The organism is Geodermatophilus sp. URMC 64 (assembly GCF_053502555.1).
In genome coordinates, this window is the sequence record NZ_CP199955.1 from 2,167,091 (window position 1) to 2,179,880 (window position 12,790).

Consider the following 12,790-nt stretch of genomic DNA (forward strand, 5'->3'; position numbering starts at 1 on the left):
CGGGCCGGCCTCAGGCGGTGGCGGTCTGCTCGCCGTCCACGTCGAAGCGGCCCTGCTCGACGGCGAGGAACCGGAACTCCTCAGGGGCCGGCCACTCCGCGGAGCCGGCCACCGGCTTCGGCCGCGGCCGCCGGGGCACCGACGCGCCCGCGCCGCCGCCGCGGCCGCGGTAGACCAGCAGGCCGCTCACCCGATCGGGCACCGCGTCGAGCGCGGCGCGGACGGCGGGCAGGTCGCGGTAGCGCTCCAGCGGCTCGTCCTCGGCGAAGACCAGTTCGAGGACGACGCCCCACCGGGTCTCGTGCCACTCCCAGTACAGGGCGCCGTGCGTGACCGCGGCCTCGACGAGGTCGTTGCCGTGGGCGTGCTGCCACAGCGACGCCGGGAAGCCCTCGGCGTCGAGCACCTCGATCGTGAGCCACTCGGCCACGCGGCAACCGTAGATCTGCACCGTTCCCGCGGTCCAGACCCGGTCGGTCCTGACACGCGCTCAGCGCGATCGAGCGCCATCCGGTGTCCCGCTCGCGGAGGCAAATGCTTTGCTCGTGGAATCGACCACCCTGTGTCGAGGAGGCGTTCCGTGCTCATCGACTCCTTCGCCGGCACGAGCCCGCCGACGCGGCCGCTCGGCGACGTGGCGGACGCGCTGCGCGACCTCACCACGGCTGGGTGACGACCGGTGCCGAGGACGCGCTACGCGCACAACGGGGACACGTCCATCGCCTACCAGGTCATCGGCTCCGGGGACTTGGACCTGGTCATGGTGCCCGGCTTCGTGTCCCACTTGGACTGGTTCTGGTTGGGCAGAGGACCGCGCCACCTGATGGAGCGCATGGCGGAGTTCAGCCGGTTGATCGTGTTCGACAAGCGCGGCACCGGGCTCTCAGATCCCGTGTCCGAGCCCGGCACGCTGGAAGAGCGTGCGGACGATCTGCGCGCGGTCATGGACGCCGCTGGCTCGGAGCAGGCGGCCGTGTTCGGCACCTCGGAGGGGGCCGCCATGGCGATGCTGTTCGCAGCGGCGCACCCCGAACGCACCCGGGACCTGGTCCTCTACGGCGCGACGCCGAGGTTCAGCCGCGCAGCTGATTACCCGTGCGGACGGGACGAAGCTGAGCTGGTCCGGTTCCTGGACGCCTTGGTCGCCGGTTGGGGCGCAGGGGTCGGGCTGGAGGTGTTCGCCCCCAGTCACATCGGTGATCCCGAGTTCGAGGAGTGGTTCGCGAGCGCTCAGCGCTCCGGTGCCAGCCCGGCCATGGTCCGCCAGCTCTTCAGCCTGTGGACGCGCATGGACGTGCGGGACGTGCTCAGCGCGATCCACGTCCCGACGCTTGTGCTGCACCGCCGCGGTGACCGCCTGTTCGACGTGTCGGTCGGCCGCTACCTGGCCGACCACATCCCCGGCGCCCGGTACGTGGAGCTCGACGGCATCGACCACGTCCCGTTCTCCGGCGACATCGACCAGCTGACGGCCGAGGTCCAGGAATTCATCACCGGCTCGAGGCCCCGCCTGGCGGTCATCGACCGGGTGCTGGCGACCGTGCTGTTCGTCGACATCGCCGGCTCCACCGAGACGGCGGCACGCGTGGGCGACGCCGTTTGGGCGGCCATCCGGACGAGGTTCCTGGTAGCGGCTCGCGCCGAGCTGGCCCGGTACGACGGCACGGAGGTCGACGTGGCCGGCGACGGGTTGTTCGCGACGTTCACCGGTCCCGCACGGGCCATCCGCTGCGCACTTGCCATCCGGCACACGGTGGCGGACATCGGGATACGGGTGCGCGCCGGGGTGCATGCCGGCGAGGTGGAGCGGGAGGACGGCCGAGGTGTCTCCGGCCTCGCCGTGCACATCGGCGCCCGGGTGATGGCTGCGGCCGAGCCCGGGGAGGTGCTCGTGTCGGGCACCGTGAAGGACCTCGTTGTCGGCTCCGGTCTGGACTTCGCCGACCGCGGTTTGCGCCAGCTGCGCGGTGTCCCCGGGAGCTGGCCGCTCTTCGCCGTCGCGACGTGAGGGCCGCCCGGGGGAGCGCGGCCCGGACTCCCCCCTCCCGATCGGTGGTCCAAACGCGGTCCCGTGATCGAGCGCAGGTGTGCGCCGGCGGGGGCTCGTCGTCGAGGCCGATGACTACAGCGGGCCGTGCGGTTCTACCGCGACGTCCTGGGCATGCCGAGGGAGGGTGCCTTCGCGGCGCCCGGCGGGGCGCACGTGCGATCCTCGACGCCGGCCGAGCCACGCTGGAGCTGGCCGACCCCGCGCAGAAGCGCTACATCGCCGAAGTCGAGGGCGGCCGCCCGGTCCCGCCCGGGCTGACCCGCCCGGCGAGCAGCTCGGCCAGGTGCACGCCCCGACGGCCGGCGAGCTGGTCGAGCTGGGTACGACAGGAGAAGCCGTCGGCGAGCACGACGGCGCCAGGCCCGAGCCCGCGGACGGCGGGCAGCAACTGCTGCTCGGCGATCGCCACCGACACCTCGTGGTGGCCGCGCTCGACGCCCCAGTTGCCGGCCAGCCCGCAGCAGCCGCCCAGCCGGGTGACGGTCGCGCCGGCGCGGTGCAGCAGCCGCTCGTCGGCCGCCCAGCCCAGCACCGACGCGTGGTGGCAGTGCGGCTGGGCCACCACCTCGAGGCCCTCGAGCGACGGCGGCGCCCAGCCCTCGGTGGCGGTCATCAGCTCGGCCAGGGTCCGGGTGGCTGCCTTCACCCGCGCGGCCGCGGGGTCGTCGAGCAGCTCCACGGCCTCGCCGCGCAGCACCGCCGTGCACGAGGGCTCCACCCCGACGATCGGCACGCCGGCGTCCGCCAGCGGCGCGAGGGCCCGCACGGTGGCGCCGAGGATCCGCTGCGCCGCGTCGAGCTGGCCGGTGGTGATCCAGGTGAGCCCGCAGCAGGTGTCGGCGTCCGGGACCTCGACCCGGTAGCCGGCCCGCTCCAGCACCTCGACCGCCGCCCAGGCGACCGACGGCGCGAAGTGGTCGGTGAACGAGTCCACCCACAGCGCCACCGGGGCGCCCGCACCCCCGGACGGCGGCCGGCCCGCCCACTCGTCCCGGAACGTCCGGACGGCGAACGGCGGCAGCTCGCGCCGCTGGTCCATGCCGGCCGACCACTTCGCCAGCCGCCCGCCCAGCCGCGAGCCCATGACCGCGTTCACCGCCCGCGGCGCCCGCGCGGCGAGGTCGGCCCAGCGGGGCAGCCACCCGAGCGTGTAGTGCGGCCGCGGCCTGATGCGGGGGATGGGCCGGCGCCGGTAGGACTGGTGCAGCACCTCGGCCTTGTAGCTGGCCATGTCCACGCCGGTGGGGCAGTCCCGCGAGCAGCCCTTGCAGGACAGGCACAGGTCCAGCGCGGCGTGCACCTCCGGGGAGCGCCAGTCGCGCACCGGTCCGCCCGGCGCGAGCATCTCCTGCAGCACCCGGGCGCGGCCGCGGGTGGTGTCCTTCTCCTCCCGGGTGGCCGGCCAGGAGGGGCACATGACGCCGCCGGCGGACTGCAGGTCGGCCCGGCACTTGCCGACGCCGGTGCAGCGGTGCACCGCCGCGGCGAAGTCGCCGCCGTCGTGCGGGTACGCCAGCGCGAGCCGCTCCCGCCGCGGGCGCACGGCGGCCACCCGGACGTCCTCGTCGAAGCGGGCCGGGCGCACCAGCACGCCGGGGTTGAGCACGTCGTCCGGGTCGAAGAGACCCTTCACCCGCTCGAAGAGCGCCAGCGCGGCCGGTGTGTACATGTGCGGCAGCAGCTCGCTGCGCGCCCGCCCGTCCCCGTGCTCGCCGGAGATGGACCCACCGTAGCCCGCGACCAGACGGGCGGCGTCCTCGATGAACGCGCGGTAGGCCTTGCGGCCCCGGTCGGGCTCGCGGTCGAAGGGGAAGTCGATCCGCACGTGCACGCAGCCGTCGCCGAAGTGCCCGTACGGCACGCCCTGCAGGTCGTGCTCGGTGAGCAGCGCCTCGAAGCCGCGCAGGTACGAGCCCAGCGCCTCCGGCGGGACGGCGGCGTCCTCCCACCCGGCGTGCGCGGGCCGGCCGTCGGACGTGCGGGCGGCCAGCCCCGCGCCGTCCTCGCGGATCCGCCAGATCGCCGCGGCCTGCGCCGGCTCGGTGACGACCAGCGAGTCCAGCGCGGCGGCGTCGGCGAGCACCCCGCGGGCCTTGGCCTCCACCTCGGCCACGGTGTCGCCGGTCAGCTCCACGATCAGCCAGCCCTCGCCGCGCGGCAGCTCCGGGACCGTCGCCGCGGGGACGTCGCGCAGCCGCTGCACGATCCGGGCGTCGAGGCCCTCGACGGCGGTGGGGGCGTGCGGCAGCAGCCCGGGGGTCGCGTCGGCGGCATCGGCCATCGTCGGGTAGCCGAGCACCACCAGCCCGCGCACGGGCGCGTCGGCGACCAGCCGCACGGTCGCGCCGAGCACCAGTGCCAGCGTCCCCTCGCTGCCGACCAGCGCGCGCGCCACGTCGAAGTGCCGCTCCGGCAGCAGGTGCTCCAGCGAGTAGCCCGAGACCTGCCGGCCGAACCGGCCGAGCTCGGTGCGGATCGTGGCCAGCTCGCCGTCCACCAGCCGGCGCAGCTCGTCGAGGACGCCGCCCGGGCCTCCCGGCGCCAGGTGCAGCCGCTCCCCGCCGCCGGTGACCACGTCGAGCGCGACGACGTTGTCCGACGTCCGGCCGTAGCCCAGGGCCCGCGAGCCGCACGCGTTGTTGCCGATCATCCCGCCGACGGTGCAGCGGTTGTGCGTGCTCGGGTCGGGGCCGAAGCGCAGGCCGTGCGGCCGGGCGGCGGCCTGCAGCGCCGCCTGGACCACGCCGGGGTCGACGACGGCGGTGCGGGCCTCCGGGTCGATCGCCGAGATCCCGTGCAGGTGCCGGCTGGTGTCGAGGACGACGCCGGGGCCGACGGCGTTGCCGGCGATCGACGTCCCGGCGCCCCGGGCGGTGAGCGGGACGCCGAGCTCGCGGCACACCTCGAGCGTCGCCACGACCTCGTCGGGATGCCGCGGCCGGACCACCGCGCGCGGCAGCACGCGGTACAGCGAGGCGTCCGACGAGTACAGCGCGCGGGCCAGCCCGGAGTCGTCGACGTCGTCCACTCCGGCCCGGCGCAGTGCCTCGCGCACGCCGACGGTGTCGATGGCCGGCTGCTGCGTCGTCACCCGGCCAGTCTCCGGCCCGGGCCGGGCCGGTGCCTACGGGACCCCGGCGGAGATCTCCGACTGCGGCAGGTTGGCCCGGGCCCAGAGCGCCGCGGACGTGCGGTCCCGGACGCCGATCCGCTGGAACACGCTGGTCAGGTGCGCCTTCACGGTGCCCTCGCGGATGCCGAGGATGCGGGCGATCTGCTTGTTGGCCAGGCCCTGGCCGACGAGGGCGAGCACCTCCTGCTCGCGCTCGGTCAGGTCGCCGGCGGGGGAGGCCGCCCTCCGGTCGCGCAGCAGCGTGCGGGCCACCCGCGGGTCCAGCGGCGAGTCGCCCCGCGCCACGGAGCGGATCGCCTCCAGCAGATCCGCCGGTGCGGCGTCCTTGAGCACGTACCCCAGGGCGCCGGCGTCCAGGGCCTCCACGACCCGGTCGCGGTCGGAGAAGGAGGTGAGCACCAGGACCGCCACCTCCGGGTGGTCCGCGGTGATCCGGGCGGTCGCGGCGATGCCGTCCATGACCGGCATGGACAGGTCCATGAGGACCACGTGCGGGCTCGACGCCGCCACGGCCTCGAGCGCCTGGGCGCCGTCGGCGGCCGTGCCCACGACGCGCATGTCCTCGGCGCCGCTGATCAGCCCGGCCAGGCCGGCGCGCATCAGGGCGTGGTCGTCGACCAGCAGGACGTCGATCACGGCTGGGTCACCTCCAGTCGGGTGCTGGTGCCGGCGCCGGGTGCGGTGCGCAGGTGGAGCCGGGCGCCGGCGGTGGTCGCCAGGTCCTGCAGGACGCTCAGGCCCAGGTGCCCCGACCGGCCGCGGCGGCGCACCGCGTCGAGGTCGAAGCCGATCCCGTCGTCGGTGATCTCGAGGACGACGCGCTTGGTCAGCCGGGTCACCGTCACGTCCACGTGCGTCGCCTGCGCGTGCTTCGCCACGTTGAGCAGGCTCTCCTGCGCCACGCGGAACAGCAACGTCGCCGTGTCCAGGGGGACGTCGAGGGGGTCGGGGACGCGGACCCGGACGTCGATGCCGCGGGAGCCCAGCCGGTCGGCGAGGTCGTCGAGGGCGGTGGCCAGGCCCGCCCGCTCCAGCGTCGGCGGGTAGATCTCGACGAGCAGGGAGCGCAGCGAGCCCGCCGATTCGCGCAGCGCGGTCGCGGCGTCCCCGAGGACACCGGCCACCTCGCAGTTGCCGCGGCCGTCCTCCCGCAGCCGGTCCGCGGCGCCGGCGACGAGCAGCGCGGAGGCCGAGACGTCCTGGACGATCCCGTCGTGCAGGTTGCCCGCGATGCGCCGCCGCTCCTCGGTGGAGGCGTCGAGCGCGCGGGTCTGCAGCAGCTCACGCTCACGATGGGTCGCCCGCAGCTGCGTGACCATCCGGTGGGCGAGGGGCAGCTGCATCGCCAGGAACGCCAGCAGGACCGCCATCGAGATGGGCGCGAACCGCCACCAGATGTCGGACCGCCGCTCGATCACGAGGTCGAACGGGGAGTAGGTCTCCAGCCCGAGGCGCTGGCCGGTCGGCGTCTCGACGGCCCGGTAGACCTCGAGCAGCTTGCCGTTGGCCTTCTCGAACAGGTTCTCGTCCCGGCTGAGGTCGCTGACCTGGGCCTGCGTCGTCCCGTCGGCCAGCGCCCGCCGGTCCTCGTCGTCGAGGGTGAACCGCTGACCGATCAGGCGCTTCTCGTCCGAGTAGACGACCAGGCCGCCGGGCGTCCAGATCTTGACCCGGACGAGGCCGACCTCCTCGCGCCCCGCGAGGACCTGGTCCAGCCGGGCGATCGCGGCCCGGTTCGCCGGGGTCCCCGGCTCGAGCAGCCCCTCGGTGAGGTTGGGCTCCACGACCAGGACGGCGAGGGTGTCGGTCCGCTGCCGGGCGTCGGCGATGCCTTCCTCCTCGGCCGCGGCCCGGCTCGCCCAGATGCTGCCGGTGAGCAGCAGCAGGACCGCGACCACGTTGGCGGCGAGGAAGCGCCCGACGACCCGCCGGGTCGAGGGCAGCGCGCGGGAGCGGCCCGAGGCCTGGCCGTCGACGAGCGCCGTCCAGGGGAGCGGGGTGCGGCCGTCCACGGGCCGGTTGAGCACCAGCGAGTGTTGGCCCACGCCCGGCCCTCCTCGTCGCGTTCGCGTGCGGGATGTCGTGACAGATGGTGACTGGTCCGCGGGCCGGAGCAGATCCCCGAACCGGGGGGTCAGCGGTGCAGCGGCCGCAGGGCGGGTCGCCCGGGCGCCGCCCTGCCCGGCGACCGCCCGGGTGGTCGCGCGCGGCGGCGGGCACCGCCCCGCGGTGCGTCGCGGGCGGCGCCGCCCTCGAGGACGGCGACGATGGCCATCGCCAGGCCCACCGCGTCGTCGGCCGAGACGACCAGGCTCATGGGCTGCCGGCGCCGGGAGTCGAACCGCTCGAAGCAGGACTGGACGGCCGGGGCGGCGCTCGCGCCGGTGAGGACGTCGAGCAGGAGCGCGGGCTCCTCGGCGGCGGCCTCCGGCTCGACCCGGCGCGGCAGGACGAGGGCGCTGCTCGAGCCCGCCGCCTCGGTGGACGCCGGCCCGTGGAAGTGGATCCGGTCCTGCAGGGACAGCGCGCGCACCTGCGCCCGCAGGTCCTCCTCGAGAGGGCCCTCGCCGACCAGGTCCAGGTGCAGGTTCGGGCGGTCGGCGGCGAGCATGCCGAACGCCGTCACCAGCGTGTCGACGCCGAACCCGGCCACCATCGGGGACACGCACAGCACTCGCTGCGGAGACGGCGCGCCGGACGATTCCTGTGCAGGCATCGTTGCCCCTCCTTCGGTCGGCCCCCCGGTGTCGGGGACAGATCATCAGGTCAGGGGTCCAGAACGCCCTTGGACGCCAGTCCTACGACCCGCGGCGGAGGGCCCGGCGCGGGGTGGATCCGCCGGCCGGATCCACCCCGCGTCGCTCACTCGGCGGGCGGCTCGTCCCGGCCGGACTCCTCGGCCTCGTCGGCCTCCTCCTTGGTCCTGTGCACCGCGCCGTCGGCGTGCTCCGGCGGGCCGTAGACGGTGTAGAGGATGAGCGGGTTCTCGCCGGTGTTGAGGAAGTTGTGCTTCGCGCCCGCCGGGACGACGACCAGGTCGCCCTGCGCCACCTTCTTGGTGTTGCCCGAGACGCGGGCCTCGCCGGTGCCGCTGACGAAGGTGAGGATCTGGTCGGTGTCCTCGTGCACCTCCTCGCCGATCTCCCCGCCCGGCGGGATCGTCATGATCACCAGTTGGGTGTTCTTGCCGGTCCAGAGCACGCGGCGGAAGTCCGGGCTCTTCTCGGCCTCGGTCGCGATGGTGTAGCTGATGACGGACGCCATGGGCGAACTCCTCGTCTTCGGACGAACGGTCTCGCCGCTGGTCCTATCCCAAGATCGCGAGGCCTACGCGTCGGGCAGCCGGTGTCCCCCGACCGGGGTCAGCCGTGGTGTTCGAGCAGGCGGAGGAGGACGGCCGCGGCCACGTCGGCGTCCTCGGTCACGCGCTCGGCCTCTCCGCGCTCGACGCGGGTGAGCACGAGCTCGTTGATGCCGCCGACGGCGGCCAGCACCAGCTCGCGGCTGACCGGCCGGATCTCGTCGGGGTGCGCCTCCCGCAGCTCCTCGGCGACCTCGATCAGCAGGTCGACGTAGCGGTCCACCACCGCGCGCCGCAGCTCCAGCGCGGCGCGCCCGGCCGCCTGCACCTCGACGAGGGCGGCCCAGGCCACCGCGGGCCCGGCCGCGAGCACGGCCAGGTAGGCCTCGACGCCCGAGCGCACGCGGTCCCGCCACGGCAGCCCGGCGGCCCGTGCGTCGTCCTGCGCGCGGCGGACCGAGTCGAGCATCGCGTCCGTGGCCCGCCCGTACAGCTCGAGCAGGCACTGCTCCTTGTCCCGGAAGTGGGCGTAGACCACCGTCTTGGAGACCTGGCCGACCCGCGCGATGTCGGACATCGTCGTGGCGCGGTAGCCCTTCTCGGCCATGCACGTGGCGAGAGCCCGGAGGATCCGGCCGCGACGATGTCCGTCGTCCACGGCCGGGTCGTCCACGACCGGTGCGGCTGAGACCCCTGCCCCCATCGGCCCGACTGTATCGGGAACCACCCGTTCCAGGTGCTTCGCGAACCGCCGTGGCGGGCATAGGTCGCGCGTGACCTCATCGCCTGCCAGCCGTTCCGCCCGGCCCGTCCCCGTCCGGACGATCCTGGCCGTCATCGGGCTGGTGCTGGCCACGGCGCTGCTGCTGTACCTGGTCATCGAGACCCGCCGCGTGCTCACCTGGATCGTGATCGGGGCGTTCTTCGCCGTGGCCCTGGCCCCGCTCACCGGCTGGGTGCAGCGGCGGCTCCTGGGCGGCCGGCGGCGGGCACTGGCCACCTTCCTCGTCTTCCTCGTCGTGTTCCTCGTGCTCGCCGGGCTGATCACCGCGTTCGCCGTCCCGCTGGTCCAGGAGGGCACGAAGTTCGCCGGTCAGCTGCCCGGCCTGATCGACGACGCGCGCAACGGCCGCGGACCGGTCGGCGACCTGCTCGAGCGCACGAACGCCCTCCAGTGGGTGCAGGACAACCAGGACCGGATCGGCGAGTTCGCCCAGGGGCTGACCGCCCCCGCCGCCGGCGTGATCGGCAGCGTCGCCACCGGCCTGGCCGGGCTGGCCACCGTGCTGGTGCTCGCCTACCTCATGGTGCTCGAGGGCCCGAAGCTCGTCGACGGCGTGATCAACCTGTTCCCGCCGGAGCGCGGGGAGCGGATCCGGCGGGTCGGCCACGACTGCGCCAAGTCGGTGACCGGCTACATCTCCGGGAACCTGCTGATCAGCTTCATCTGCGGGGGGCTGACCTACGTGGTGCTGCTGATCGCCGGCGTGCCCTTCGCCGGCCTGGTCGCGCTGTTCGTCGGCCTGGCCGATCTGATCCCGCTGGTCGGCGCGACGATCGGCGGCGTCGTCGCGGTCGTCGCGGGGTTCGTGCACTCGGTGCCCGCGGGCATCGCCGTCCTGGTCTTCTTCCTGCTCTACCAGCAGCTGGAGAACCACCTGCTGCAGCCGCTGATCTTCGCCCGGACGGTGAAGCTGAACCCGCTCACCGTGATCGTCGCGATCCTCCTCGCGGTGGAGCTGATGGGTGTCCTCGGCGCGCTGCTGGCGATCCCGGTGGCGAGCATGATCCAGGTGATCCTGCGCGACGTCTGGGACCACCGCCGCGGCCGGCCCAAGGCCGAGCCGACCGTCGGCGAGGAGCGCGACCCGGTCGGGGCGGACGGCGTGGGCAATGTCACCGGCGACGGCGGAAGGATCGGTGCCGCGCACGCGTCGTCCTCAGGGTGACGACGGTGACCGCCCCGACGCCCGTTCGTGCCCCTGCCCGCGCCTACGCGGTGTGGCTGGTCGGCCTGTTCGCCTACGCGGTGGCGGTGTTCCACCGCGGCTCGCTCGGGGTCGCCGCGGTCGAGGCGCAGCACCGCTTCGACGCCGGGGCCTCGGCGATCTCGCTGTTCCTGGTGCTCCAGCTCGCCGTCTACGCCGCGATGCAGGTGCCCGTGGGCGTCGCGCTGGACCGGTTCGGCTCGCGGGCGCTCATCGTCTCGGGCGCGGTGACCATGGCGGCGGGGCAGCTGATCCTGGCGCTGGCCACCGACGTCCCGACCGCCGTCGCCGCCCGCGTGCTGATCGGGGCCGGCGACGCGATGACCTTCATCAGCCTGCTGCGGGTGATCGGGCTGTGGTTCCCCGGCCGCACCGTTCCGCTGATCACCCAGCTCACCGGCATCCTCGGCCAGCTCGGGCAGATCGCCGCCGCCTACCCGCTGGTCGCGCTGCTGCACGCGACGTCGTGGCGCAGCACGTTCCTCGGCGCGGCCGCCGCCGGCGTCCTGGCCGCCGTCCTCGTGCTCGCGGCGCTGCGCGACGCCCCGCCCGGGACGCCGCGCCCCGGGGCGGCCGACCTGGCCGAGGTGCGCCGCCGGCTGGCGGACACCTGGCGCGAGCCGGGCACCCGGCTGGGCCTCTACACGCACCTGGTCACCCAGTTCTCCGGCACCGTCTTCGCGCTGCTGTGGGGCTATCCGTTCCTGGTCGTGGGGCAGGGGCTGAGCCCGAACACCGCGGCCGGCCTGCTCACCCTGCTGGTCGTCGTCGGCATGGGGGTCGGCCCGCTGCTGGGCCGGCTGTGCGGGTACTGGCCGCTGCGCCGGTCCAACCTCGTCTTCGGCATCCTGATGGCGACGGCGACCATGTGGACCGTCGTCCTGCTCTGGCCCGGCCGCGCGCCGCTGTGGCTGCTGGTGCTGCTGGTCGTCGTGCTCGCGACCAACGGACCCGGCTCCATGATCGCCTTCGACTACGCGCGCACCGAGAACCCGGCCGAGCGGATGGGCAGCGCCAGCGGCGTGGTGAACGTGGGCGGCTTCGTCGCCTCCCTGCTCACCATCCTCGCCGTCGGGGCGGTGCTGGACCTGCTCACGCCGGGTGGCTCGACCGCCTACGACCTCGGCGCGTTCCGGGCCGCGTTCGCCGTCCAGTACGTGTTCTGGGCGATCGGGCTGGTCGGCGTGCTGCGGCACCGCCGTCAGGTGCGCGCCCGGATGGCCCGCGACGGCGTGGTGCTGGTCCCGCTGCGCGTGGCCGCCGGGGCCCGGCTGCGCGGGCGGTCGGCCTACCGCTGACCCTGGCCCGCCGCCCGGGAACGGAAGTCGCCGCGACCGGTGTCGTTGCGCCAGTGGGCGAACGACTCACCGCTCAGCTCCTCGAGCAGCGCGATGTCGTCGAGCAGCGGCGCGAGCACCTCGCGCCGCACCTCCACCGGCAGGGGCGGTCGCTTCGCGTGCCCCGCGTGCAGCGCCGCGATCAGCGGCCGGCCGGCCAGCCGCCAGACCTGCGGGGGAGCGAACGCGCCGAGCGCCGCGCCGGCGCGGGCGACGCGGGCCAGTGCCCGGTAGCGCGCCCCATCGGCGACGTAGGGCTTGACGTTCTCCGGCGGGACGGCGTGCGCCTGCCCCCCGGCGACACCGAGGAAGGCGCAGACCCGGTCGAGCGTCTGCTGCGGGGTGTCGACGAGTTCCCGGTAGCGCAGGAGCAGCACGTGCTCGCGCGGGAAGTGGGTCAGCAGGTCCCGCAACTGCTCGCCGTAGCGCCCCAGCCCGCGGTAGTGCCAGAACGGCGCCCACCCGTCGGCGATCCGCCGCTCCTCGGCCCGGACGGCGGTCAGGAAGTCGGCCTCCGGCTCCAGCCCGTCGGCGCGCAGGTGCACCCAGTTGGAGACCGCCCGGTCGACCGGGTCGCGGACGACGAGCACGATCCGGGCGTCAGGCACGTCGGCAGCGATCCGGGCGTGCGCGTCGCGGTCGTACAGGTAGAACGGCGTGCTCTCGCCGCGGACGGCCCTGGCCGGGGCACCCGCGAAGAGGGCGACGTACCGCTCGCGCCGCCAGATCCACTCGCGAGCGCTGTGCGCGTCGCCCGGCCCACGCTGGCGGGAGCGGTCCGGCGGCCGCCCGCCGGTGAGGTAGTACTTCGGCTCCTTGACCGGGGAGAGGTACAGCCCCGGGTGCGTCGCGAGGGCCGCGTGCAGCGCCGTCGTCCCCGCCTTGGGGGCGCCGGCGATGAAGAACTGGGGCAACCGCTCGGCCATGGCGCTATTTCTACCAACTCCACCGTGATGATGCGGATTCTGAGGTACTAACCTG

General features: G+C 74.6%; 11 protein-coding genes. 3 read left to right on the top strand and 8 right to left on the bottom strand.

The window, feature by feature from the left end:
• Positions 1-10: 10 nt before the first annotated feature.
• The gene (locus ACWIYF_RS10665; RefSeq protein ID WP_448628102.1) at positions 11-430 is read right to left on the bottom strand and encodes a hypothetical protein; all 420 of its coding nucleotides are present in this window, start codon (positions 428-430) and stop codon (positions 11-13) included.
• Between the two features lie 249 nt (positions 431-679).
• Between ACWIYF_RS10665 and ACWIYF_RS10670 the strand changes: the two genes are divergently transcribed.
• Positions 680-2,008 carry an adenylate/guanylate cyclase domain-containing protein gene (locus ACWIYF_RS10670; protein ID WP_448628103.1) on the top strand — a complete coding sequence of 443 codons (1,329 nt, stop codon included), beginning with the start codon at positions 680-682 and terminating at the stop codon, positions 2,006-2,008.
• A gap of 253 nt (positions 2,009-2,261) precedes the next feature.
• Here ACWIYF_RS10670 and ACWIYF_RS10675 read toward each other — a convergent pair whose 3' ends face one another.
• The 6 genes from ACWIYF_RS10675 to ACWIYF_RS10700 all read right to left on the bottom strand — a co-directional run bounded on the left by ACWIYF_RS10675 (position 2,262) and on the right by ACWIYF_RS10700 (position 9,187).
• The gene (locus tag ACWIYF_RS10675) at positions 2,262-5,141 is read right to left on the bottom strand and encodes an FAD-binding and (Fe-S)-binding domain-containing protein (RefSeq protein ID WP_448628104.1); all 2,880 of its coding nucleotides are present in this window, start codon (positions 5,139-5,141) and stop codon (positions 2,262-2,264) included.
• Between the two features lie 33 nt (positions 5,142-5,174).
• Positions 5,175-5,819: a response regulator gene (locus tag ACWIYF_RS10680; RefSeq protein ID WP_448628105.1), complete on the bottom strand. Its 645-nt coding sequence runs from the start codon at positions 5,817-5,819 to the stop codon at positions 5,175-5,177.
• The gene (locus tag ACWIYF_RS10685) at positions 5,816-7,228 is read right to left on the bottom strand and encodes a sensor histidine kinase (RefSeq protein ID WP_448628106.1); all 1,413 of its coding nucleotides are present in this window, start codon (positions 7,226-7,228) and stop codon (positions 5,816-5,818) included. The genes ACWIYF_RS10680 and ACWIYF_RS10685 overlap by 4 nt, the downstream gene beginning before the upstream one ends.
• Before the next feature lie 89 nt (positions 7,229-7,317).
• Positions 7,318-7,899 carry a glycosyltransferase gene (locus tag ACWIYF_RS10690; RefSeq protein ID WP_448628107.1) on the bottom strand — a complete coding sequence of 194 codons (582 nt, stop codon included), beginning with the start codon at positions 7,897-7,899 and terminating at the stop codon, positions 7,318-7,320.
• A 146-nt stretch (positions 7,900-8,045) separates the two neighbouring features.
• Positions 8,046-8,447: a cupin domain-containing protein gene (locus ACWIYF_RS10695; RefSeq protein ID WP_448628108.1), complete on the bottom strand. Its 402-nt coding sequence runs from the start codon at positions 8,445-8,447 to the stop codon at positions 8,046-8,048.
• A gap of 98 nt (positions 8,448-8,545) precedes the next feature.
• Entirely contained in the window at positions 8,546-9,187 is a 642-nt protein-coding gene (locus ACWIYF_RS10700) for a TetR/AcrR family transcriptional regulator (protein WP_448628109.1), read from the bottom strand.
• 70 nt (positions 9,188-9,257) lie between these two features.
• On the opposite strand from ACWIYF_RS10700, the gene ACWIYF_RS10705 reads away from it, so the two are divergent.
• Together ACWIYF_RS10705 and ACWIYF_RS10710 are read left to right on the top strand one after the other, a co-directional pair.
• Entirely contained in the window at positions 9,258-10,433 is a 1,176-nt protein-coding gene (locus ACWIYF_RS10705) for an AI-2E family transporter (RefSeq protein ID WP_448628110.1), read from the top strand.
• A gap of 5 nt (positions 10,434-10,438) precedes the next feature.
• The gene (locus tag ACWIYF_RS10710; protein WP_448628111.1) at positions 10,439-11,770 is read left to right on the top strand and encodes an MFS transporter; all 1,332 of its coding nucleotides are present in this window, start codon (positions 10,439-10,441) and stop codon (positions 11,768-11,770) included.
• Here ACWIYF_RS10710 and ACWIYF_RS10715 read toward each other — a convergent pair.
• Complete coding sequence (locus ACWIYF_RS10715; protein ID WP_448628112.1) at positions 11,761-12,735, bottom strand: sulfotransferase family protein; 975 nt, start codon at positions 12,733-12,735, stop codon at positions 11,761-11,763. The genes ACWIYF_RS10710 and ACWIYF_RS10715 overlap by 10 nt on opposite strands.
• Between the last annotated feature and the right edge of the window lie 55 nt (positions 12,736-12,790).

Bases quoted from the DNA above. Each gene is read 5' to 3' on its own strand.
- ACWIYF_RS10700 (WP_448628109.1), bottom strand. From the start codon at position 9,187: ATGGGGGCAGGGGTCTCAGCCGCACCGGTCGTGGACGACCCGGCCGTG.
- ACWIYF_RS10690 (WP_448628107.1), bottom strand. From the start codon at position 7,899: ATGCCTGCACAGGAATCGTCCGGCGCGCCGTCTCCGCAGCGAGTGCTG.
- ACWIYF_RS10695 (WP_448628108.1), bottom strand. From the start codon at position 8,447: ATGGCGTCCGTCATCAGCTACACCATCGCGACCGAGGCCGAGAAGAGC.
- ACWIYF_RS10715 (WP_448628112.1), bottom strand. From the start codon at position 12,735: ATGGCCGAGCGGTTGCCCCAGTTCTTCATCGCCGGCGCCCCCAAGGCG.